Origin of the sequence: Enterocloster lavalensis (assembly GCF_046603895.1) — a bacterium.
Classification (GTDB): Bacteria; Bacillota; Clostridia; order Lachnospirales; family Lachnospiraceae; genus Enterocloster; species Enterocloster lavalensis.
The window spans coordinates 5,514,795-5,538,597 of the sequence record NZ_CP176637.1 but is presented as its reverse complement, the minus strand read 5'-3'; the positions used below and the strand labels follow the sequence as shown (position 1 = coordinate 5,538,597).

Annotated in this window: 19 protein-coding genes; 6 read left to right on the top strand and 13 right to left on the bottom strand. The window is 56.0% G+C overall.

The genetic code is table 11. The annotated features are described in order from the left end of the window. Positions 1-24: 24 nt before the first annotated feature. The 9 genes from ACK2JC_RS24870 to ACK2JC_RS24830 all read right to left on the bottom strand — a co-directional run bounded on the left by ACK2JC_RS24870 (position 25) and on the right by ACK2JC_RS24830 (position 10,626). The gene (locus ACK2JC_RS24870) at positions 25-462 is read right to left on the bottom strand and encodes a MarR family winged helix-turn-helix transcriptional regulator (RefSeq protein ID WP_092371273.1); all 438 of its coding nucleotides are present in this window, start codon (positions 460-462) and stop codon (positions 25-27) included. Between the two features lie 391 nt (positions 463-853). Beyond that, positions 854-1,822 carry a lipoate--protein ligase gene (locus tag ACK2JC_RS24865; protein WP_320937836.1) on the bottom strand — a complete coding sequence of 323 codons (969 nt, stop codon included), beginning with the start codon at positions 1,820-1,822 and terminating at the stop codon, positions 854-856. Then, positions 1,815-3,632 (bottom strand): dihydrolipoyl dehydrogenase, encoded by a 1,818-nt coding sequence (lpdA, locus tag ACK2JC_RS24860; protein WP_368271454.1) that lies wholly within the window; start codon positions 3,630-3,632, stop codon positions 1,815-1,817. The genes ACK2JC_RS24865 and lpdA overlap by 8 nt, the downstream gene beginning before the upstream one ends. 154 nt (positions 3,633-3,786) lie before the next feature. Next, positions 3,787-4,137 carry a carboxymuconolactone decarboxylase family protein gene (locus ACK2JC_RS24855; RefSeq protein WP_007713540.1) on the bottom strand — a complete coding sequence of 117 codons (351 nt, stop codon included), beginning with the start codon at positions 4,135-4,137 and terminating at the stop codon, positions 3,787-3,789. A gap of 98 nt (positions 4,138-4,235) precedes the next feature. After that, positions 4,236-4,664, bottom strand: a complete 429-nt coding sequence (locus ACK2JC_RS24850) for a MarR family winged helix-turn-helix transcriptional regulator (RefSeq protein ID WP_166435104.1) — start codon at positions 4,662-4,664, stop codon at positions 4,236-4,238. A 203-nt stretch (positions 4,665-4,867) separates the two neighbouring features. Further along, positions 4,868-6,316 (bottom strand): glycoside hydrolase family 32 protein, encoded by a 1,449-nt coding sequence (locus tag ACK2JC_RS24845; protein ID WP_320937838.1) that lies wholly within the window; start codon positions 6,314-6,316, stop codon positions 4,868-4,870. 18 nt (positions 6,317-6,334) lie between these two features. Continuing rightward, the gene (locus ACK2JC_RS24840) at positions 6,335-8,311 is read right to left on the bottom strand and encodes a sucrose-specific PTS transporter subunit IIBC (RefSeq protein WP_411337988.1); all 1,977 of its coding nucleotides are present in this window, start codon (positions 8,309-8,311) and stop codon (positions 6,335-6,337) included. Positions 8,312-8,587: 276 nt separating this feature from the next. Next, on the bottom strand, positions 8,588-9,574 hold the full coding sequence (locus ACK2JC_RS24835) for a LacI family DNA-binding transcriptional regulator (RefSeq protein WP_320937840.1): 987 nt from the start codon (positions 9,572-9,574) through the stop codon (positions 8,588-8,590). Positions 9,575-9,708: 134 nt separating this feature from the next. Then, positions 9,709-10,626, bottom strand: a complete 918-nt coding sequence (locus ACK2JC_RS24830; RefSeq protein WP_368271455.1) for a LysR family transcriptional regulator — start codon at positions 10,624-10,626, stop codon at positions 9,709-9,711. Between the two features lie 274 nt (positions 10,627-10,900). On the opposite strand from ACK2JC_RS24830, the gene ACK2JC_RS24825 reads away from it, so the two are divergent. The 6 genes from ACK2JC_RS24825 to ACK2JC_RS24800 all read left to right on the top strand — a co-directional run bounded on the left by ACK2JC_RS24825 (position 10,901) and on the right by ACK2JC_RS24800 (position 16,309). Continuing rightward, entirely contained in the window at positions 10,901-12,235 is a 1,335-nt protein-coding gene (locus tag ACK2JC_RS24825; RefSeq protein WP_320937842.1) for an acyclic terpene utilization AtuA family protein, read from the top strand. A gap of 16 nt (positions 12,236-12,251) precedes the next feature. Further along, positions 12,252-12,575, top strand: coding sequence for a DUF4387 domain-containing protein (locus ACK2JC_RS24820; protein ID WP_320937843.1), 324 nt, complete (start codon positions 12,252-12,254; stop codon positions 12,573-12,575). Continuing rightward, a complete protein-coding gene (locus tag ACK2JC_RS24815; RefSeq protein WP_320937844.1) occupies positions 12,572-13,138 on the top strand; it encodes an HD domain-containing protein in 567 nt (188 codons plus the stop codon). The genes ACK2JC_RS24820 and ACK2JC_RS24815 overlap by 4 nt, the downstream gene beginning before the upstream one ends. Positions 13,139-13,188: 50 nt before the next feature. Continuing rightward, the gene (locus tag ACK2JC_RS24810; RefSeq protein WP_368271456.1) at positions 13,189-14,256 is read left to right on the top strand and encodes a Bug family tripartite tricarboxylate transporter substrate binding protein; all 1,068 of its coding nucleotides are present in this window, start codon (positions 13,189-13,191) and stop codon (positions 14,254-14,256) included. A gap of 88 nt (positions 14,257-14,344) precedes the next feature. Beyond that, the gene (locus ACK2JC_RS24805; RefSeq protein WP_320936777.1) at positions 14,345-14,818 is read left to right on the top strand and encodes a tripartite tricarboxylate transporter TctB family protein; all 474 of its coding nucleotides are present in this window, start codon (positions 14,345-14,347) and stop codon (positions 14,816-14,818) included. Positions 14,819-14,830: 12 nt separating this feature from the next. Then, positions 14,831-16,309 carry a tripartite tricarboxylate transporter permease gene (locus ACK2JC_RS24800; RefSeq protein WP_320936778.1) on the top strand — a complete coding sequence of 493 codons (1,479 nt, stop codon included), beginning with the start codon at positions 14,831-14,833 and terminating at the stop codon, positions 16,307-16,309. 189 nt (positions 16,310-16,498) lie between these two features. On the opposite strand, the gene ACK2JC_RS24795 is transcribed toward ACK2JC_RS24800, so the two are convergent. The 4 genes from ACK2JC_RS24795 to ACK2JC_RS24780 all read right to left on the bottom strand — a co-directional run bounded on the left by ACK2JC_RS24795 (position 16,499) and on the right by ACK2JC_RS24780 (position 23,801). Next, complete coding sequence (locus tag ACK2JC_RS24795) at positions 16,499-17,536, bottom strand: DUF3829 domain-containing protein (RefSeq protein ID WP_092371259.1); 1,038 nt, start codon at positions 17,534-17,536, stop codon at positions 16,499-16,501. A gap of 515 nt (positions 17,537-18,051) precedes the next feature. Further along, positions 18,052-19,176, bottom strand: a complete 1,125-nt coding sequence (locus tag ACK2JC_RS24790; RefSeq protein ID WP_320936779.1) for a metallophosphoesterase — start codon at positions 19,174-19,176, stop codon at positions 18,052-18,054. Between the two features lie 31 nt (positions 19,177-19,207). Next, positions 19,208-20,359, bottom strand: coding sequence for an aldo/keto reductase (locus ACK2JC_RS24785; protein ID WP_320936780.1), 1,152 nt, complete (start codon positions 20,357-20,359; stop codon positions 19,208-19,210). Positions 20,360-20,750: 391 nt separating this feature from the next. Then, entirely contained in the window at positions 20,751-23,801 is a 3,051-nt protein-coding gene (locus ACK2JC_RS24780; RefSeq protein WP_320936781.1) for an efflux RND transporter permease subunit, read from the bottom strand. Positions 23,802-23,803 lie beyond the last annotated feature (2 nt).

Genomic DNA, 23,803 nt, shown 5'->3' with positions numbered 1-23,803 from the left:
CCGTTTTTTTCCGGCCGGGCGGGCTCACATCCGCCGCTCCAGCTCCCGGAAATGTTCCAGGTACTTCCCGGTCAGGCGCAGAAGCTCGCCCCGCTCCTTTGGCGTCAGCTCCAGAAACGCCTGGACCTCCATCCCGATGGCCGGGCGAACCTTGTTCTCCACAAATTCCCGGCCCTGCTCCGTCAGATAGATGTGCATGTTTTTGCCCTTTCCGCGCTTTAAGTACACGGTTCCCTCCCGCTCCAGCTTGCGGATCGACGAGTTGATGGTCTGCTTGCTGCAGAAGGACTGGCTGCAGATATCCTTCTGCAGGCAGCCGTCCCCCAGCTCACAGATCGCGTAAAAAATTGTGAGGGCGCTGTCCGACAGCCCCAGCTTCAGCGCGATATCGTGGTAAAGGTCGTCCATCTCCTTGTACAGCCGGTTGAACTCATTGACGTCATTTTGTTGTCTCTCCTCCAAATCCGTTCCCTCCCTGCGCTCTTTTCGGGCTTAATCCGATTTCGTACTCATTATAGTCCGATATCGTACTCATGTCAAGGGCCAGGCCAACAACCGCTTGAAGGTTACGCCGATGGTTACTGTACACTCCGTTCCCAGTAACACGCTTCGCGATGCACAGAAACGGCAAAAAACGCCGTTTCGCGCCGCTATCCTCGGGTTTTCTGTGACTTCCGCTGCGCTCCACTCACAAAAAACACCTCGCGGGATATTGCCTGTGAACAGTAACCGCCGATGGCCCATTTCCTCCAACACAAATGGCACCGGATTTCTCCGATGCCATCTCCATTTTCTCTGGTTTTTATGGTCTTGACAGACCGTTTCGTGTGATCTGCCGGCCGGTCCGTCATACTCAAACGCGTCGGCCTCCCTGAAGATTTCCAGATTCCGATCCCGCTGCGGCCAGCGCGCTCACATACCGCTCCAGCCGTTCTTTCAACTGTGTCTCCTCGTAAACCGCCCTGGCCAGTTCCCGTTCAAAGCCGCTGTGGTTCTCGCGGGCCTCCGCGTCGGAGTACAGCCGGGCCTCGCTTATGCGCTCTCCCTCCACACGGAATACCAGCTGGTAAATCCCTGCTCCCGAAGCGGCTTCCATCACCATCTCGCAGTCCGGGCTCTCACCGTAAATCCAGTCCGCGGCAGCGTAAGCCAGAAAATCCCCGGGCATTTCCTCCTCCCCGAACCGCACGGTTTCCACCGGCCCCCAGGTCTCGGAAAATGACCTTGCCATTTTTTCGCGGACCTGGCTCACAGATATCCCGGGAGCAAATTCCGTCAGGTTCGCCACCCGTTTTCTCACCGAGTCCACCCCGTTGGAGCGCAGCTTTTTGGCGCTTACGGTGAGCGCCTGACTCATTGCCTCCATGTCTGCATTTACCAGAACCGTGCCGTGCAAAAGCCTTCTGCCGTCCTCCTCGTAACCTGCCATGCCGCTGATCTTTTTCCCGTCAATGAGGAAGTCGTTGCCAGAGGATTTCACGGGACGCCCCGCCAGCGCTTCAATGGCGCTGCGGGCCAGCTCCCGAAATTCTTCCTCCCCCGCCTGCCCCGGCCAGTAGAAGAAGGTAAAATTCAGATTGCCCCGGTCGTGATAGACCGCCCCGCCTCCTGACCGCCGTCTGGCCACCACGATTTTGCGGCTGCGGCAGAGTCCGGGACTGCACTCCAGGTAGGCGCACTGGTTATTTCCCAGGATCACCGAGGGGTCGTTGACCCACAGATAAAGACCGCACTGCCCTTCCTTCAGCTCCCGCAGCAGCGCCTCCTCCAGCGCCAGGTTTTTGTACACCTGGCCGGTGATGGAGACCACCAGCCTATTCATGGTAATGGATGGCTCCCACCGTGAGCCCCAGCGCCGCCTCGTGGATCACCTCGCCCAGCGTGGGATGGGGAAATACGGTGGAAATGATCGCCTCCGGGGTCAGGCCGTTTGTGAGCGCCAGCGTCAGAACGGAGATCAGATTGCTGGCATCCGGCCCGGCCACGGCGGCGCCCACCAGCTTTCCGTCCTCCTCCCGGGCGATCAGTTTGACAAATCCCCGGCCCTCCTCCATGGTCAGGGCCTTGCCGTTGGCCGCGAAGGGGAAGCGGCTCACGTTACAGGCGATACCTGCCTGTTTTAACTCCCGCTCCGTCCGCCCCACTGTGGCGATCTCCACTCTGGAGAAGATCACTGAGGGGATGAAATCATACTCCATGGACCTGTTTTTTCCCAAAATGCAGTCCACCGCAACCAGCCCCTGGTGGGAAGCCGCGTGGGCCAGCTGGATTTTCCCGGTGACGTCTCCGATGGCGTAAATTCCGGGAACGCTGGTCTCCATGGAGCCATTCACCGCGATGGAGCGTTTATTTTCCGTCAGCTCCACCCCGGCCTTCTCCAGCTTCAGGCCGTCCAAATTGGCCGAGCGGCCAACCGCAACCAGCACCTTGTCTGCAACCAGATATTTCGTGCGGCTGACGGACTCAAACGCCACAATGAACTGCCCATTCTCGCTCTCGCGAATCTCCTGAACCCGGACTCCGGTGCGGATGTCCACCTGGCCCTTCAAATCCTCCGTCAGCACCTCCACCAGATCCGGGTCCGTGGTGGGCAGAATCTGCTTCTCATACTCCAGCACATGAACCCGCTTGCCCAGGGATGCGTAAATTCCGGCAAATTCCATTCCGATTACGCCGCCTCCCACGATAGCGATGGAATCGAAATTCTCCTCCAGATCCAGCGCCGTGGTGGAATTGAGCACATTGCGGCCGTGGATGCCCGGGATGGGAAGGTCCGCGATGCGCGAGCCGGTGGCAATGATCACATGCTGTGCCTTGACCGTTGTGCGGTTTAATCCCTGGGACACCAACAGTTCCTTAGGTTCCTGAAATGCCGCCGTTCCCCGGACCAGACGCACACCGTTCGCCTCCAGCAGCGACTCAATTCCGCCCCGCAGCTGCTCCACCACCTGGTTTTTGTGGTCAATCACCCGGTGCATGTCAAAGGATGCCTGGCCGCAGCTCACGCCGATGTCCTCCAGGCCGGAAAGCATGTGGTATTTTTCCGCGCTGTTGACAATGGCCTTGGTGGGAATGCAGCCCACGTTCAGACAGGTTCCCCCAACCTTGCTTTTCTCGATGAGGATCACGTCCTTGCCCTGCTTGGCCGCGTAGATGGCCGCCTCGTAACCGCCCGGGCCCGCGCCCACCACGGCGATCTCGCAGGACAGTTCCTCTTTTTTGCCGAACAGGGAGAGGGCGGGATTCGAGGAAGCCTTGGCCGCGTCGCGCTGGCTGGCGGCCGCGGAAGTTCCGGCCGAATCACGCTGGCCGCCCGCCGCAGAAGTCCCGGCCGTATCACGTTGGCTGCCCGCCGCGGAAACGCTGGTCGTATCAGGCTGGCCGCCTGCCGCAGGAGTTCCGGCCGCGTACTCCGCCTGGGCAAAAATCTCCCCGCTGCCGATCTCCTGTCCCTCCTTCACCAGAAGCTTTTTCAGCGTTCCCGCCCGTTCCGCTTTGACCACCGTGTTCATTTTCCCGCTCTCCGCTTTCAAAAGAGGCGCTCCGGCCTGAAAGCTTCCGCCCTCCGGCACATAAATTTTCGTAATCTTATAGCGCTTACTGCCGTCTGCGGCCTTAAATTGTAAATCCATCTTCTTCCCTCCAAATGTTGTGTTTGCGTACAATGCCGGATATCTGAACCGGCACAATACCGGCGCCGTTTTGTTCCCCGCGACAGGGAAAAAGGACGGCCGCGAAAGTCCCTCCCGCACAGCCGTCCTCTGTCCTCAAATTCCCCGATTACCTTCAATCAAAATCGTGCTCGAACTCATTGACCGCATCCATCAGAGTGGTAACGGAATACGCCATGCTGGGTCCGCCGCCGAATGCAACTGCGATCATGGCAGCCTCGATAATCTCTTCCCTGGTGGCTCCTGCCTCGTACGCTTTGTACACATGATAAACGATGCAGTATTCGCAGCGGTTGTACGCGCCGATGGCCACGCTGATCAGCTCTTTTGTCTTAACCGAAAGAGCGCCCTCCGCGTAGTTGGTTCCCAGCAGATTCATAAACGCCTGGACATGCGCCTCATTGGTTTCGCCCAGTTTCCCCAGACCGCCGACAAAATCATTCAGCATTGTTCTTACATCTTTCATGTTTTAGCCCTCCAAATCGAATTTTGCATTTTCTTGTAACACTAATAATTAGCAATACAAGTATTATGATAATAATATAACACGGAAAACGCGGTCTGTCAACCCTCTTCCGTGTTGGCAAGCATTTGATTCAGAACTTCTTTGAATACCTCCAGCTTCTCCTCACTGATCCCCCGGATGGCGTCGTCCTTGAACTGTTCCGCCCGCTGGGACAGCTTTTCGTAAAGCTCCCTGCCCTCCGGCGTCATCTCCAGATACCGGACCCGCCGGTCGTCCTGGCAGCAGACCCTGCGCACCATGTTCTCCTTCTCCATCCGGTCCAGAAGGCGTACCACCGTGGATTCCTTTGAGTTCATCCGCTCCGCCAGCTGCTTCTGGGTAATGGACGGGCACCGGTCCACGTAATACATGGCGATCCACTGCACCCGGCTGACCCCGCTGCCGGTAAACCGGTCCTCCAGGCGTTCCGCCAGGGTCTTGGCCCCCCTGCTCGTAATATAGGCAATGCAATCTTCCAACTGGAACATTCCTGATTCACCTCCCGATCGATCCGCGTGTCTTGTTTTGTTCTGAATCTGAGTATAACACCCGGGCAAAAGTGTGTCAATCACAGGATTTTGGGCGGACGGACCTACGGAGACCGGACCCGGGAAGGCCGGCCCGAAGGAGGCCGACCGTAAAAGCCGGACTGCGCAAAGGGTTCCCCTCATCGCCGCCCGGCTTCCTCACATCAGCACCAGCAAAACCCTTCCAGATCGTACAGCGTCACCCGGGCGCCGCAGCCTTCCAGGCGGATGCCACCCTCACGGCCGTAAACCCGCGTGGTGAATACCTCACTGCCTCCGTTCACAAACACTTCCAGGGACGAGGTGTCGGAGAATATCTGCAAATGATCCAGGCGGTCAAGCTCCACGCTGCGGCTGGTCCTTCCGCTGCCGCAGGCCCCCAGGTCCAGGGTCAGCAGCCCCTCCTTCCACTCCAGAGTCACACCGTTGCGCAGCGTCATGGTCATGGAACGGCAATGGTCAAACTCCGCCTCCAGCTCGTAAACCAGACCGCGCTCACCTGCCTGATTCAGGCTCTCCGCCTCCAGGACACGGCGGTTTCGCCTCAGCGCCTGAAGCTCCTTTAAGGGCGTCTGGACCAACCGGCCGTCCGCTATATGCAGCTCCCTTGGCAGCGTCAGCGCATGCTGCCAACCAGCCTCCACGGTGGGGTTGGTATAATCCGGGTCCGGAATTCCCATCCAGCCGATCAGGATGCGCCGCCCACTTTCGTCCTCAAAGGTCTGGGGCGCGTAGAAATCAAAGCCCCGATCCACCATTCGAACCTTCGCCATATCTTCCAGAATATACTCCCCCGGCGCGAAATCGTAATCCAGCATAACCGCCGTGCACTGATGCACATTGGCAAAATCCACGCCCCGCTGCGGCACGCCCTGGGGACAGCAGATCAGGCAGAGCTTGCCGTCCAGGACAAACAGGTCCGGGCACTCCCACATATAACCGAAGGCTTCCCGGGTGGTGATCCGGCCATGGTATTGCCAGCTGGTCAAATCCTCGGACCGGTATACCAGCACCAGCCCTTTCCCTGCTATATCCCGGGCGCCCAGCACCATATAATACCCGTCTGCGCGCCGGATCACCTTGGGATCCCGCACATGCCCGCTCATATCCGCCGGATAGTCCCAGTTCGTCAGCAGCAGTTCTTTTTCCGAAAAATGGAAACCATCCCGGCTCGTCATGTGGATCGTGTTGCTGCCGCGGCCGGTGAGAATATAATCGTAGTCGTCCCGGTCGAAATATTTCACATTTCCGGTGTAAAAATAGTGGATCAGCCCGTTTTCCACGAAAGCGGAGCCGGAGTACACGCCGTGGGCGTCAAAATCCTGGTCCGGATACACCGCGGGTTCACACTGCCGGTAATGCACAAAATCCCGCGTGGTGCAATGGCCCCACAGCTTCAATTCTCCGGTGGGTTCAAAGGGCGTGTATTGGTAGTAAATGTGGTAAACTCCGTTCACCTGGCACAGCCCGTTGGGGTCGTTGAGCCACCCGGTTTCCGGCATCAGGTGGTAGGCCAGACGGTTCTCATCCGCCGCCACCTGCTCCCGGTACGCCTGATTCTCCCGGTGCCACTGTTCATACATTTCCCGGTATACCTTCTGATATTTCTTCACAACCAATTCCTCCCACCGCTATTTTCGTCTGACTTCTACTGCCCTGTGGTCCACTCCGCCGCTCTCCGCGGGGAATACCTCCACCCCGAGCGCCGCTCCCTCCGTGAAAATCATCATGGTCTGAGGGTTTAATCCCTGACTGCGGATAAAATCCAGATCCATGCGCAGCAGTCTGTCGCCCTTCTTCACATGCTTTCCCTGCTCCACAAACACTTCAAATCCCTCGCCGTTCAGCTTGACCGTGTCGATCCCGGCGTGGATCAGCACCTCAAACCCGGAGTCGGAGGCGATCCCCATAGCATGCCCGGTGGGAAAAATCATCGTCACCGTGCCGTCGCAGGGCGCGCACACCAATCCGTCCGCCGGGTCCACCGCGATGCCGTCGCCCAACGCCCGGGAAGCGAACATCTCGTCCGCGGACTGGGATACCGGCAGAATGCGCCCGTTCATGGGGGAGTAGAACTGCGCCGGGGTGCGCTCCGGTCCCGCTGGTGACTCCGGTTCAACCGCGCGCTCTGCAATAGCTGCGCCTTCCGCCTCGACCACTGCCGCCGCGCCTTCCGTTCCAGTCTCCCGCACCGCCTGTTTCCCGGTTCCGTCCTGCCGCTCCAGCCCGAATTTTTTCCAGAACACGATAGTCAGCCCAAAGGATACCGCCATGGACAGCGCCAGGCCGATGGCAAAATTCAGATAGTGGTCCGGCTTCATGGAGATAAAGCCGGGCAGTCCGGCCGCCCCCAGGGCCTGAGCCAGAGTCCTGGTTCCCGCCAGGTAGGCGCTGCCCACCGCGGAGCCGGTCATAGCCGCATAGAAGGGATACTTTAATTTCAGCGTCACACCGAACATGGCGGGTTCCGTAATTCCCAACAGGGCGGAAATGCCGAAGGCGGAACAGATGGACTTGATCTTTTCATTCTTTGTCATCAGCAGCACGGCCAGCACCGCCGCGCCCTGGGCCACGTTGTTCATGCTGGCGGTGGAGAAGATAAAGCTGCCGCCGGTCTGGGCGCTGTTCGCCAGAAGCTGGGTTTCAATGGCAATAAAGCTGTGATGCATGCCGGTCATGGTGATGGGCGCATAGACGAAGCCGAACAGCGCGCCGCCCACCGGGCCCAGCGTGTTGTAGGTCCAGGTGATCCCCGCTGCCAGCAGGTTTCCGGCCTGACGCAGGATGGGGCCTACAAAGATAAATGTCATAAAGGAAGTGATCAAAATGGACAGCAGCGGCGTGGTCAGATTGTCCAGCCAGGTGGGCGTCACCTTGTGCAGCCGTTTCTCAATGGTTGCCAGAATCCAGGCCACCGCCAACACCGGCAACACGGTTCCCTGGTAGCCGATGGCCGCGATCTCAAATCCGAAGATATTCCAGACCGGCGCCTGTGCCACTCCGATCTGGTAAGCATTCAGCAGGTCGGGATGGACCATGATCATACCCATCGCCGCGCCCAGAAACGGGTTCCCGCCGAACTTCTTCGTGGCGCTGAAGCCGATCAGCACGGGCAGGAACGTAAAGGGCGCGTTGGCAAAGGTGTTGATTGCCGAGGCCAGCCCCTGCCACTGGGGGTAAAGCTCGATCAGGGATTGCCCTCCGATTAACGGGGAGGTCAGCAGGTTGTTCAATCCCATCAGCAGACCGCCCGCCACAATGGCCGGGATGATGGGGACAAAAATGTCGCTGAGCATCTTGATAAACCGCTGCACCGCGTTCCCCTTCTCCTCCGGTTCTTCCTCCCGGCTCTCCTGCACGGTTCCCAGCTGCTTTTGCACCTCGTCGCAGATCAGATTCACAAGGCCCGCCCCAAAAATGATCTGGAATTGGGACTGTGTCAGAAACACGCCCTTGACCCCCTCCACATCGCTGATGGCCTCCTCGTTCCGAAGATCGTTGTTCCTCAGCTGCAGACGCAGCCGTGTGGCACAGTGCGCCACGGAGCGGATATTTCCCTTCCCACCTGAGAGCTCGATCACCTGGCTGGCAATTTTTGCATAATCCATGATTTTCCCTTCCCCTTTCAAACATTTCCGGTATCGGTTCCATACTTAGATATTATAACTTTGCTGGCATTTTGTCAATATTTTTTATGGCACCGGTGCCATATTCGTATGTAAAAAATCAGCGCTGTTTTTTGTGCATTCTATCCAAAATCAGCGCTGATTATTCTATTTCCCACCGTTTCTTCTCCAACAGGCGTGCGGTTTGACTGTTTTCCTACTGTTCTACCGGTTGTTTCTCCCGTATTGCCCCGTACCGCTCCATTTTTCCCCGGGAATCTACCTCTCCCTCACGCTTTTTCCCTCAATAAACGTGTAATCCACGATCTGTTTTTTGGGCACCGGTTCCCCCCGGATCATCTTCAATACGGTTTCCGCCCCCAGATAACCCATGGCGTAGGAGTCAAATTTCAGCGTAGTCAGCGGAGGCTTTAACAGCGCGCTCTCGTCGTAGCCTCCGAACCCGGCCACCGACACATCCTCGGGCACCCGCAGACCGTGCCGCTCCAGCACCAGATATGCGCCGAAGGCCAGACGGTCCGTGGCGCAGATCATGGCGTCCACCGGCCCATTCTTCAGGACCTCCTCGGCCATGCGCTGGCCGCTCTCGTAGCTGTAATCCCCCTGAAGCGCGACCACCTCCGGATCGCCCTGCTCCCGCAATCCGTCCAAAACCCCCTGCCGCCGGCTGATTCCCACCGCCAGGTCGGACTCCTCCACTCCCAGATAGCCCACCCGCCTTGGTCCGGTCCGCCCCACGTAGGCGCCCATGGCCCTGCCTGCGCCGTAGTCGTCGGCCACCACCACGGTTCCCTGGGGATACTCCTGCGCCAGCACCACCACCGGCACCGGACAGCTCTCAATGGCTTCCCGCAGCTCCGGCGTGATGGTGATGGCGCTGACCAGAATGCCGTCCACGTTCAGCGTCATCAGCCGCTGCATATTTTTCAGCTCCAGCTCCGGGCTGTGGTCCGAGTCCTTGATCAGCGTCTCGTACCCCTGTCCCCGCAGATACCGGCCGATGCTGGTCACCACCCGGCTGGTCACCTTGGAGTTGAGCGTGGGAACCACCACCCCGATCACATTGCTCTCTCTGGCTTTCAGGCGCGCAAACGCATTGGGCTCGTAGTTGTACTCCCGCGTGATCTCCTGAATCCGCTCCCTGGTGGACTCCTTCACATATCCTCCGTTAAAATAGCGGGACACCGTACTCTTGGTGACTCCCGCCATGTCGGCAATATCGGCCATGGTGATTTTTCTCGGCATTTTCCTTCACTCCGTCTTTCCGTTGTCCCCGAAGGCTTTGAGCCGGCCGCGGACCTTCCGGTCAGCCGGCCGCCATCGCCCCGGTAGTTTCCCTTAATTATACTGAAATGGGAAGGTTTCAGCAACTGGTTTTGTTATTTTTCTCCGGCTGCCTCCGGGTCCCCCACCCAGTCCCGGTCCGTCCTTTCCTCTGAAAAAAAGGTTTCCGCAAAAGAAATCAATGCATCATAGATATCAAAGTCCCGTATGTATGGATAATAAAGGAGTCGTGTAGGGTGAATATAAGGTTCACCGTTCTGATCCTTTAGAATTTTCCGATATAACGTCTTTTCTTTTTTCAAATGAAGCGCCGGAACAATCGCCCAGCCCAGCCCTTCTTTCACCATGCTCAAACAATTCATTGGTCCATGATCTGTATGAAGTTTCATCCGGGGCGACACTCCGTAGCGCCCCCGGTACCATTCGTTAATTACAGTTGTGATATGACCGGTCTGATGATAAAAAATAATGGGGTCATCCACCAACGTCTCTTCATCAATCGGCTTTGAAGAGATGATCATCAACGGTTCCCGGTATATCGGAACCACTCCACCTTCCCACTGAAAATCCCCTCTCACCATAGCCAGGCTTATCTCCTGCTGATTCAACCGGTGAATAATCTCATCATTCAGGCCACAGTTCACCAGGAACGTGACGTCCGGGTAGCGGGTTCCGAAGTGTTTCATCAACGACGGCAGGAAATTGTTAATTGCCGTCGATGCCGCGCTGATCTGTATCTCTCCGCAAACCATCTGGTCAGGGCGTCGGACATAGGTGCGAATCTGCGTATTCTGCAGAAGCATCCGATCAGCAAAGGACAGCAACCGCAGCCCCGCGCTGGTCAGCCTGATTCCCTTGTTGTTACGCTGAAACAACGTCACCTCCATCTCCTGCTCCATGCGATTGATCCGGTAGAGCACCGCCGGCTGGGAAAGATATGTTTTCTCCGCTGCCTGACTCATGCTCTTTACTTCCGCCAACACCTTCAGTAACTCCCAATCTTTGATGTCCATAATCCCCCTCATCTACGATACAATCGAATCACGTTCTATTTGTCATCTGTTTTAAATCAATAGGGGGATTTTTCTAACAATTATGCCCCCTCATCCCACAATAATAAAAAAGTTTTAATTACCCTATAAACATTCTAACATTCCCTTTTTTTCAGCGCAAGTGTATTATTAAATTAAGAATTGTTGCGCGCTTCAATACGATTTCATCCAAATACAAATTCCCGTCGTCCGAAGGATCCGGGAGGGCATTACTACACAAGGAGAACGATAGAACATGAAAGATGAAGTTTGCATACTGTCTGCCACCGGAATGCTGGGCAGCGGTTTCAAGGAAGAGACCTTTTTCCATGCGCTTTCCATGAAACCGGATGTGATTGGCTGCGATGCTGGCTCCAGCGACCCAGGCCCTTACTACCTGGGTGCCGGAATACCGCGCACTTCCAAGCGGGCGGCAAAGAGGGATCTGCGGCTGCTAATCAAAGGAGGCATCGAAAACCATATTCCGGTTCTTCTGGGGTCCGCGGGAACGTCAGGCGGCGATCCCCACGTAGACTGGACCATGGAACTGGTCCGGGAAATCGCTCTGGAAGAACACCTACATTTTAAGGTCGCAGAAATCAAAACAGAAATCAACAATGAACAGCTGGCCGATTACATACGCCGTGGGCGTTTCCACCCCCTGGAAGGCGCGCCTGAGTTCCGATCAGAGGATGTAAATCGATTGTCCCGCTGTGTGGGAGTGATTGGGGCAGAGCCATTTATCAAAGCGCTGGACGAAGGCGCACAGGTTGTTATTGCAGGACGGTCCAGCGACACTTCAATCTACGCAGCCCTCCCGATCCGGGAAGGATTGGGTGGCGGCGGGGCCTGGCACGCGGCAAAAATATTGGAATGCGGGGCTGCCTGCGCAGAACATCGCCCCTATCCGGATTGCATGATGGCCTGGGTTCGCCGGGACTCCATCAGTATTGAACCGCCTAATCCGGTTATGGCCTGTACTCCGGTCAGCTGCGTGGCGCATTCTCTGTATGAAAACAGCAACCCCTTTGTGATGGCGGAACCCAGTGGCAGCCTGGATGTGACAAACGCCGTCTACCAAGCGGAAACCTCCCGCAGAGTACGCATTACCGGCAGCGTATTCAGGCCGGCCAGCCAGTACACCATCAAGCTGGAAGCTGTCGAACAAATCGGATACCGCACCGCTGTAATCGGTGGAATCCATGACCCGCTGATTTTAAAACAGCTGGATCACTTTCTGCGTTCCTGCTATGAAAAAAATCTGGCTAAGGCAGAGTCCAGTTTAGGCCTGAAGCCTGATCAATACAAACTCCGCTATATCGTATATGGTCAGCCAGAGGCCGGTCCTGTGGGTGTTCTGTGGGAGGTAATCGGAAAAACAAAGGACGATGCCATTGCCATAATCAACTGTGTCTGGCACAATATTTTGCACGTTTCCATCAAAGAGTGGTCCGGACATCAGAGCCAGTTTGCATTCCCCTTCTCTCCTCCAGCAATGGAGGCCGGAGAAGCCTACCGTTTTGCACTGAATCACGTGCTGGATGTGGATGACCCGTTGGAGCTGTGCCGGATTCGGTACGAACTGCTGTGAAAAGGAGGGATTTGTCATGAAGCTATATGAGCTCGCCAAAATGATCCGGTCCAAAAACGCTGGTCCGTTCGTACTGACTATTGATATCCTGTTTGAAACAGAAGAAAACTATCAAATGGTCCTCGCCTCCGGGAAACTGACGCCGGAGCTGATTTCAACCATTTATGATGTACCAGTCGAATCCGTCCACCGTTACACTTTGCCCCTGGCCCGGGCAATCAAATTTTCATTTCCCCGAAAAACTGCTTCTGGTGACTTTCAGGACCATGACGTTTATGGAGCACAGTTCCACGGTCCACTGGTGATGCTGGAACTTACAGATGAAGGAGGAGCGCAATGACAAAAGTGAAATATGAACATATTGTAGAACTGCTGCCAGAAATTAACGACATAAAAAATGAGGAACTCCGCGAAAAGGTCTGCTCCATCTGGCAAGAGGCGGTGGACTCCAGCAACTGGGAAGACATGGACAATATCAAGTTCAACTCCCTGTGCCCCGGTGCCAAGCTGGTCCATCACACCCGCGCAGTGACCCAGGCCACCGTAGCAATTCTGACCGTTCTGAAAGAAAACTGCGGCGCCGATTTTGATAAAGACACTGCACTGGTTGAAGGCCTGCTGCACGATGTCTGTAAGGTGATGGAGTATGATCCGGCTCCGGATAATCTCTCTGCCAAAAATAAAATCGGCAAAACAATCCAGCATGGCTTTTTCAGCGGTTATTACGGACAAAAATATGGTCTGTCCACCGATATCGTCGCCTCCCTGGTCGCCCACACCTCCCATTCCAGAATGATCCCCGCCACATTGGAAGGAATTGTGTTATTTTACGCGGATATGGCCTGTGCCGATATGTACCGCTTCCAGGCTGGCGCTCCCTTAAAAATCAGCGAATACAAATAGCGTGTTGCATCCCTACCGGTTAATCGAGCATAATCATAAGGAGAACGGTTATGAAAAAAGTAATAGCTCTTTTACTCAGTATACTGTTGGCTTTTTCCTGCGCAGCCTGTGCCGGCGGAAACATTTCCGATCAATCTTCCGGCTCCTCTGACACCCCAGCAACAGAAACTCCCGCCCAGACCTCCGGTGAAAACCAGACTGAACCCCCAGCGGAGTCTGCCGCCTGGCCCCAGAAAAACATGACCTTGGTCATTACCTTCAAGGCCGGCGGAGCAATGGACGTAAACTGCCGGTTATTAGCGCAATACTGGTCTAAATATCTGGGTGTCCCCATCAATCTTGAAAACCACGATGGCTCCAACGGCCAGGTTGGTATGACCTACGTCCATGAATCCAATGTGGACGACATGATCGTCATGTGTTCGGCTCAAACCTATCTGTCCAGCACAATCCTGGCCCAAAATGCAACCTACGGTATCGACGATTTTACGATCCTCAACTTCACGGAAATCGATCCCTCCTGTATCGTCTGCCTGAATGACAAGTGGGACTCTTTCGAAGCGCTCAATCAGGATGTATTAGCCAATCCAGGAAAATACCGTTTCGGCGTTAACGCAGGCGGCGGCGCTGCAGTGGTAGCCGCGCTGCTGATCGATCACTACGGATGGGATGTAAAGACGGTCAACTACAGCGGTGGCAATGATCTGCATACCGCAGTCCTGGCCAAGGAGGTGGATTTTGCCTGCGGCCAGATGGAGGCCGCTATCAGCTATGCGGATTATTACAATGTCCTTTGTACCTGCGGAGATGAACGCAATGCTCTGTTCCCCGACACGCCGCTGCTATCTGAACTGCTGGGCGACGAAGCCCCCTTCATGGGTACCTTCCGTTTCATAGCGGTGAAAAGAGAATTCGCGGAAAAATATCCGGAATACTATCAGTTGCTCTGCGACAGCCTTGAGAAGGTTTACTCCGATCCTGAATATCTGGCCGCGCTGAAGGCGTCCAACCTGGAAGAATTTATGTCCTGGAAAGGTCCGGAATACAGTGCCGAGCTGAATATGCAGATTCACGAACTAACAACCCAGTATCTCGATGCTATGATGGCTGTAAACTGATCTGCATGGAGATCGCCGGCGGATGAACGTTTCCGCCGGCTTTGGGCAGACAGGCTTGAGAGTGTCCCCTGAAAGGTATGGTGAAGCCATGTATAAACTTCTGATGAAATTGTTCCTGCCCACGGCTGCCCTGATTCTGGGCGGCATCTACCTCTGCGATGTGCTGAACAAAAGTGTGGACGCCGCCGCTCTGATCAAACCGGTCTATGTCCTGCTGTGCATCGTTTATATATTTGTCTGTATCTCGGATATACGCGTTTGGAACAAAGAGAAGGCCGACACGGAACATGAGGAGACCGTTTTGACAGATGCCTTAAGCAGTAACCGGGAATTTCGGAAAATTTTAGTATGCATCGGCGGCACCGCTGCCTATATTCTGGCGCTGAAATACATCGGTTTTACCCTCTCCACTGCAATTTTCCTTTTTTCAGGCTTCATGTTCACCCAGAGCAAGAACAAACTGGTCTCCGCCCTCATTGCGGTACTTGTTACCGGGGCAATTCTTGTCATATTTAAAATAGTTTTGCTTGTACCTCTGCCCCGCGGATTCATCGGAATATAAGGAGGTCATAATATGGAAGCATTCCTTTCCGGTTTCAGCATTGTGTTACAATTTCAGTATTTGGCTTATATGTTCGCAGGTGTAAGTCTGGGCCTGCTGTTCGGTTTTCTTCCTGGTCTGACCGGTGCCATGGCCATCGCTCTGATGCTGCCCTTCTCGTTCGGCATGCCGCCCCTGACCGCTCTTGTATTTATGCTTTCCATCTATACCGGCGGTCTGTTTGGCGGGGCCGTTACCGCGATTCTGATCAAAACCCCTGGCGCCCCGTCCAATATTATGACAACTCTGGACGGGTATCCCATGCATCGCAAAGGCCAGTCCGAGCGTGCCCTGGGGCTGGCTCTTATGAGTTCTGTCATCGGCGGAATCGTGGGCTGCCTGTTTCTTCTGGTTCTGTGCAAACCCCTGGCCGCAATCGCGTTAAAATTCAGTTCCGCCGAAATGTTTATGGTAATGATTTTCGGCCTCAGCGTGGTGGGAAGTCTGGCTAACAACCCCTTCAAGGCCATTTTTTCCGGGCTGTGCGGCGTTCTTTTAGGAACCGTGGGCGTCAGTGTTTCCGGGGTTCCGCGGGGCACCTTAAACAGTATGTATCTGTTAGACGGAGTTCCTCTTACTCCCGCCTTAATTGGTCTGGTCGCGCTGCCCGAGGTATTCGCCCTAGCCGCCAATCCCGTGATCATGGCCAAACAAATAGACCCTCAGACCCAGCGGACAGGCAGCTTCCAGAAGCTCTGGGGAGGCTGCGCGGAGACCTTCCGGCATCTTTTGCAGGCCCTGGTCTGTTCTGTCGCCGGTGTCATTGTAGGTATCATGCCCGCGGCCGGAGCCTCCATCGCTGGTCTCATCACCTACAACCAGTCAAAGCAATGGTCAAAAAAGCGCGAACAGTACGGCACCGGTATACCGGAAGGTATTGTATCCTGTGAGACCGCCAACAATGCAGCAGAGGGCGGTGCTCTGGCGACTATGTTCGTGCTCGGCATCCCTGGTAGCGGCACCACCGCAATGTTGTTGGGCGCTCTGATCGTCCAGGGTTGGTCGCCGGGTCCAAAGCTGTTTATCGACCATCAAGACGTAATTTACACGGCCATCTCCTCGCTGTTCTGCCAGCAATTCGTAATGCTCATTGTGGGAGGAATCCTCTGTGTGCTGGGAGCAAAGCTGCTGAAACTGCCGTTGAATTATTTAGCGCCCTGTATTCTCGTGATGACGGTAGTCGGCTCCTTCGCCAACCGTAACGCGCTATTCGACTGTACTCTTCTTCTGGGTGCTGGGTGCGTGGGATGGGTTATGAAAAAGCAGGATTTTCCAGTCATGCCACTTCTGCTTGGGCTGATGCTGGGCAGCCTGGCCGACGAAAATCTGATCCGTATTTATCAACTCTACGACAGTTTCTGGGAAATATTTACAAAACCCATTCCCGTGGTTCTTGGACTCATCAGTCTGCTATGCATCGCGCTTCCGCCTGTCACCCGGTTGATTAGATGAAAAGAACCCGTAACTAAAAACGGTCGGGTTGGGAACCACCGCGGACACAGATGAGGAAATCAGCAGACCGTGAGCTGTGTCTGTATTGTATTGCCTGCACAAAAAACAGGAACCCCGCCCGCCTGCGTCCCCCGCAGTACCCGGGCGGCGTTCCCGCCGCAAACATTTTAATTATTCGTTCAGAATCCCTTAATCCCCAAACACCGAATTGTACCGGTCAACGCACTCGTTCATGGTGTTGATCACATGGGAGATGGAACCCAAGGGCTCCAGGGAAACGTCCTCAATGGGCTTTCCGCTCTCCACCTGCTGGATCATCCACTCGATGGCCTGAAGCTGCTTGTCAAACAGCAGATCAAAGGGCTTGGAGTTGCTGAGGGACTCCTTGATCAGCTGGTCGTTGTCCGCACAAACTGTGTTGAATTCCTCAACAGAAGCCGCCAATTCGTCGTACAGAGGACGGACCTCAGTCAGATCCATGTCGGTGATGTTCTCGTCCCACACGCCCTGCTCTTCAATTACATTAATGATCTTCCGGGTCAGGTCGATGTTGTTGCTGGCGTAATACTGGATCATGTGTCCCTCGCCCTTAAGCTCCTCGCGGAACTGCTCCGCCCGCTCGTTGGCAAATACCGTCACCGCGTCGTAGTAGTCATAGGCGATGGGGCCAAATTCCATGGCTGCTTCCAGAATCACCGGATGCAGCTCCTTGGGTTTCGCGTACTGGTTGTCCGCGTATGCTCCGTGCATTCTGCTGATCTCGCTGAAGGACTCCATCAGCTTGCGCAGCGGATCAGCCATCTCCTTGACCATGGCATCCATATCCCCGTAGGAGGGCTCCATGTCCGCAAGCTCCAGGGCCATATCCAGCGTCTCCGTGTTCAGGCCCACGATGCGGTAGCCGTAGGTAAGTCCGGTATCCGGCAGCAGCGCGAATTCCTCCCCGTCTCCCACTACGACAAAATAGTAGTCGATGTTGTTGAGGACTTCCAGGATATCATTGTTCAGCTCAATGTAAACATTGTACTTGATTAAGTCCATGGTCTCCTCGTCCAGCTCCGGCTCTGTTTCCGCCTCCGTCTCAGCCTCGGTGGACGGGGCCAGGGTCAAATCCTTTTCTCCTCCGAACTTTCCGCCCGCTTCCGGGGATTTTGAGCCGCAGCCGCCAACTGTCAGGCTGGCTGCCAGAGCTGCGGCTGCCAGAATTGTCATGCTTCTCTTTCTCATCTGTGTATCTCCTCTTTTATCTACATAATATGTGTATATTACCACAGTCTGAGCTATTTTTAAAGTCTATTTCCAAATATTGCATAACAATCCCGGATCATTTTCCAGGCCGGGAGTTTGACAGTTGCATTAATAAAAAAGTCTTTCAACCCCTTATATAACCTATGTTTTCTGTGTCAAACATTTCGTTTTGATATATAGTAATGTTAGAACTTCTTGGATATTTCTAAATTTGTGGTATACTTATTTTCATAAGAGATTGATTCATGATCATTCAATCTCTCAAGCCTTATAGTATCAGTGTTTTAAGAAAAATTCACAGTTCTACAAACATTACTATATAATAAAACAAGGAAACAAACTGCCGTAAAGCCCATAAACAAAGGGGTTACAGCAGTTTTTTTATTTACAAACTGTCAAAGACGGGATATTACCACAGTCTGAGCTATTTTTAAAGTCTATTTCCAAATATTGCATAACAATCCCGGATCATTTTCCAGGCCTCCCGTCCACCGTCACTCCGCCTTGTTCCCCTCCACGGAAATGATCACGTATTCGCAGTGGCGGCTGGTCCGTATGGGGTATCCCCAGCCCCCGATGCCCGAGGAGACAATCACCTGGAGGTGGTCCAGCTTCCGCTGCCCGTAATTCAGTTCCACGATACCCGCGGCCTGGCTGATCAGTCCCGTGGGCCAGATCTGGCCGGCGTGGGTGTGCCCGGAGAGCAGTAGATCATACCCCGCACGGTCCGCCGCCTCGAGCTCGCTTGGCTGGTGATCCAGCAACAGCAGAAAGCTGCTCCGGTCCGCTCCGTCCAGAAGCTCCTCAAGCCCTCTGCGCCGCCCATCCACGGGCCTGGATCGGTCGTCCCGCCCGATCAGGGTCAGATCCTCCGCCGCCTGTACCCGCCGGTCCGTCAAAATGGTGATCCCCGCGCCGCGGATTGCATGTTCCAACTCCTCCGCTGTGAAATTGGGCGTGCGGGTGTAGCTGGCCCGGTCGTGGTTTCCCCGGACAAAATAGACCCCAAGGGGACATTTAACCGCCCCCAGCACCGCCATGGCCTCCTCCATCTCCTCCCGGGTGGTCGCCTCGTCCACGATATCCCCGCACAATACCAGCAGATCCGGACCGGCTGCCTCGATCTCCCCGGCGTATCCGGCCAGATCCCGTCCGTCCATGGTGGTGCCGAAGTGCAGGTCGCTCACCAGCGCGATTCTGTAGCCCTGGGCGCGGATCGGTTTTTCCGTCTCCACCCGGTAATCCGTGCGCACCACCCGGTGAATGTTCCAGTAGCCGTAGCCCATCAGAAGGGCCGTGCAGAGAAACGGGACCAGACCACAGCGGTAAACCCTCTCCCACCTCCGTCCGCCGCGCTTTGCAAGCCGGATCAGGGCGTTTACCAGGTCCAGGCACAGGGCGAAGCCGAACAGGTGCATCACCACCATGGCCCAGGTATTCCACACCTGGAACACCTTAAAGGCGCTCACCGCCCCCAGGGCAGCGGCCCACAGCACGGCCGTCCGGTCCGCGGGCTTCTTCCTCCACCAGGAGATAACGCGTTTAAAATAGAAGTAAAAATAGATGCCGACCGCCGCCGAACCTCCCAAAAGCGCGCCAAGAAACATTGCTCTCATCATCCGTCTCCCTCATCCCGCGGATCGCTCCGCCTTACTCTATGTCCTGAAACAACTCCGCCACCTGGCGCATATTTTCCCGCACCGGCACCTGGAACGGGCAGCGGGTCTCACAGGCCCCGCAGGCGGTGCACTCGGATGCCTTGTGCTCCAACACCCTGTAGTGTTCCCGGACAGTCTCCGGCATATGTCCCTGGGCTTTGCAGAGATTTAAGAATTTTGTCACCATTGCCACGTCGATGCCCTTGGGACAGGGCGCGCAGTGGCCGCAGTACATGCAGTGGCCCTCCCAGCGGATTTTCGGAAACCCGGCAAATGCCGGGGCAAAATCCTTCTCCGCCTCGGACGCGTCCGAATAGCCCGCGCTCTTCACCAGCTCTGCCGGCGTCCTTGCCCCGGCCAGCACGGTGGCTACCCCCGGGCGGGTCAGACAGTAGTGCAGGCACTGGTAAGCGGTCAGCGCCTTCCCCGCCGGGGACAGCTTTTCGTCCAGCAGGTCCCCGCCTCCGAAGGCCTTCATCACCGTGATGCCTACGCCCAGGCGGTTGCAGGTCTCATAGAGGGCCTGGCGGTCCGGGTTCATATTAATCAGCTGTTTCTCATAATTGGCTTCGCTCCACAGCGCCTCGCAGTCCTCCCCGGCGGGCTGCAGGTCGTAGCAGGGGTTGATGCTGAACATCAGCACTTCGATCAAACCGCTCTCCACCGCCGCAAGGGCCACCTGGGGATTGTGGCTGCTCAGGCCGATGTGGTGGATTCTTCCGCTCTGTTTCAGTTCCCGTGCGAAGGCCCCCACCGGCCCCTCCAGAATCGCCTGCCAGTCTTCCATGGAGTCCACATAGTGGATCATGCCCACATCCAGGCTGGGCACGTCCAGCCGTTCCATCAGGTCGGCAAATCCCTCCCTCACCTCCCGGATCTCCCGGGTCCGCTTGTACTGGCCGTTCTGCCAGACCGAACAGAGATGGCCCTGCAGCACAAAATGCCCCGGAACCTCCTTAAGCACCCGGCCCACGCCGCTGCGCACCTCCGGGTCCGCGGTGTAGAAATCCAGATAATTGACCCCCATGGCCCTGGCCGCCGCGAACATTTCCCGGATGTGCTCCTCCCCGCCCGCAAGGCCCTCGCAGCCCATGCCGATCTCTCCCACCAGCAGGCCGGTATTTCCCAATGCCCTGTAATTCATCTTTCACTGCTCCTCTCTCGTTTCACGCGCCCGGCGAAACGCCGCCAAAGGCCTTCACCCGCGCGCTGTCCATTTGCCTCAACCACCAGAATACTCCTTGAAGTGCACTCCAAGTCAACTACTTTTTTGCAGAAAACACTCAGTTTAGACACTCGGTCCCCACCCGCAACACGGTCAGGGCCACGGACAAATCGGACTGTTTCCGTAAATCATACGTTATCACCAGCCGTCAGGCTGATGATAAGTGATATGTTTCCTTAATTATATCAGTATCCGGCAATTTACAGAAGTCCCGCCCCTGCAATTCACCCAAAAACTGCCCGGATTTCTCTCATAACCGGAAATCCGGGCAGTTCCCATTCGGGCGATTGCCGTTTCTATATTTAATCCCTTAATCCGCCATAATCACTCCCTCGCCGCCCAGGCTCCGTCTGCCCAGATTATACACCAGCTTATAGTAGGTGGGCAGCAGGATCAGCGTCAATACCGTTGCCGCCAGCAGGCCGCCCACGTCCACCAGCGCCAGGCCCTGCATCATCTTGCCCGCCTTGCCGTAGGCCAGGGCGTTGGGCACCATGGAGATCACCGTGGTCAGCGTGGTCATCAGGATGGGGCGCATTCGGATGGCTCCCGCCTCCACCAGCGCCTGGTCAAGGGGCATCTCCGGCAGCATCTGGTTCACCGTCTCCACGTAGAGGATGCCGTTGTTCACCACCGTGCCCACCAACATCAGGAAGCCAAGCATGGAAACCATGCTGATGGGGCTGCCCGCCAGGTACAAAAGGCCGAAGGAGCCGATCAGACTGAAAGGGATGGTGGTCATCACCATCAGGGAGAACTTGGGCGACTCGAACTGAATTGCCATGACGATAAAGATCAGGAACACGCCCGTCACCAGAGCGCCTCCCAGAGCGCCCAGCTCCTCGCCCATCATCTCGTCCAGGGAGTTGGCCGCCAATTCCACCTCAGGCGGCATTTTCCACTGGGACACGAACTTTTTCACATCCTTTTCCGCAGTTTTCTTGTATTCGGCCTGGGGTTCCATGGTGATGGACACCTGGTACTGTTTATCCTTGCGGGAAATCTGCTGCGGGCTGTCCTCATAGCGGATCTGCGCCAGGTCCTCCAGGGGAAGGGCCGTGCCAGAGGCCGTGTTGATCATCATTCCCTGCAATTTATCGATGGTGTCGTACCGGTCCTTGGCATACTCCACCTTGATGTCCACGTCCTCGCCGTTCACACGGATGGTGGACGCCTTGATGCCGCTCAAATTGCTGTAGATCGCCGAACCGATGCCCGCGGGCGTCAGCCCTTCCGCCTGGGCGGATACAGGGTCGATGTCCACCTTGACCACCGGGGCCGCGTTTTCCACCGAGGAATGAACCTGCATCACGTCCCGGCGCTGCCGCAGCTGTTCCGTCAGGTCGTTGGCAGCGGCCTTTAAGGCCTGATAATCCGTGCTCTGCAAATCGATCTCGATCTGATCGCCGCTGCTCATGGAGCCGGAGCTGGTGGTGCTGCCCTGTTTCAGGGTCACAGACATATCTTTGTAGCGCTCCGTCTCACGCCGCCACTTGTCGATCACCTGGTCGGTGGACAATTTCCGGTCGTCCTTCAGATACGCGCTCAGGGTAACGTCGCTGCTTCCGCCCATGCTCAGGCCGCTGGAGCCGTAGGTCACCAGGTAATGGTCCACGTCCTCCTCGCTCATCACCATCTCTTCCAGCCCGGAGAGCGTCTCATTGATGGCCTCCACGGACAGGCCCGGTTTGGTCTTGACCGTCATCTGCACGATGCCCTCGTCCACGCTGGACATCAGATCCATGTTCAGCCGGGAGGCCATGAGAAGCGCCAGAACCAAAAACAGCACGCTGGTTCCCAACACCAGCTTCGTCCTGGGAATAATGGACGGCATGTGGCTGCGGTACCAGCTCTGCATGGATTTCACCATCCCGTTTACCGGCGCCCGGTCATTTTCCTTTGGATGCCACTGGTAAAAGCACAGAGGCACGATGCTCACCGCGGAGAACAGGGAGGCGATCATACAGAATACAATGGTAAAGCCCAGCTGCTTGAACAGCTGCCCCGACAGGCCGGAAAGGAGCGCCAGAGGCAAAAATACCACGCAGGTGGTCACCGTGCCGCCTGTGATGGCGCCGATCATAGTGCGGCTGCCCTCGATGGCGGCGTCGTAAAAGTTCATCTTCTCCTTGGCCCTGAAACAGCCGTCCAGCACGTTGATGGAGTTATCCACCATCATGCCGACGCCCAGCACCAGGGAGGTCAGGGAAATCACGTTCAGGGAAAATCCCATGGCGCTCATGGCGATCAGCGCCAGAACGATGGAGATGGGGATGGACGTTCCCACGATCACGGACGCCCTCAGATCCCCGTAAAACAGCCACAGAATCAGCATGGACAGCAGAACCGCCACGATCATGGTCTGGAACACATTGGAAATGGACTCCTCGATCATCTCGCTGGAATCATTGATCACCGTGATGTGGATTCCCGGGTTGGTCACCTGTATGGCTTCAATCTGTTTCATAACCTCCCTGGAAACGTCGATGGCCGTGGCGCTCTGCTGCTTTTTGATTCCCAGGGAAATGACGTCGTCCCCGTTGTAGCGCCCGATGGAATCCGCGTCCTTGACGGCGCTGTACACGTTGGCCACATCCGAGAGATGGATCACGTCCCCGCCCGCCAGGGGGATTGCGATGGACTTAAGGCTCTCTGCGTCATCGTAGTCGTTTCCCACGCTGACGTCCAAGTCCTGCCGGCCCACGTGGACGTCTCCGGCCGGTATGGTGAAGTCCGCGGCTCCCACGATCTGCGCCACCGCGGACATGCTCAGATGGTACTGCGCCATTTTCTCCGGGATCAGTTCCACCCGGATGTAGCTTTCCTGGCCGCCTGACAAGGACACCTCGCCCACGGAGCTCAGCTTCTCAAACTGCGGCACAATATTGTTGTCCACATATGTATACAGGTTTTCGTCCACCTGGCCGCTGACCGCCAGAGTGACCACCGGCTGGGCGTTCATATCCATTTCCAGGATATTCGGCTCCTCAATGTCGTCCGGCATCTGGCTGCGGATTCCGTCGATGGCTTTTTTCAGGTTAATGTAGGCGGTGTCGATGTTGGTGCCGTACTTGTACTGCACCAGCACGACGGCCACATTTTCCTGGGAAAAGGACTGAACCGTGTCCACCCCGTCGAGGGACGAGATGGCGTCCTCCTGCTTCATGGTGATCAGATCGTTGATGTCGTCCGGGCTTGCGCCCGCGTACACGGTGCCCACCACCAGCATGGGCAGCTCCATCTCCGGGGTCAGCTCAATCTTGGTTCCCAGAAGGGATTGAAGTCCGAAGTAAGCGATGGTAATCAGGCACAGCACAATGGTCACCGGCCGCTTCACCGCAAATTTTGTGATATTTACCATCC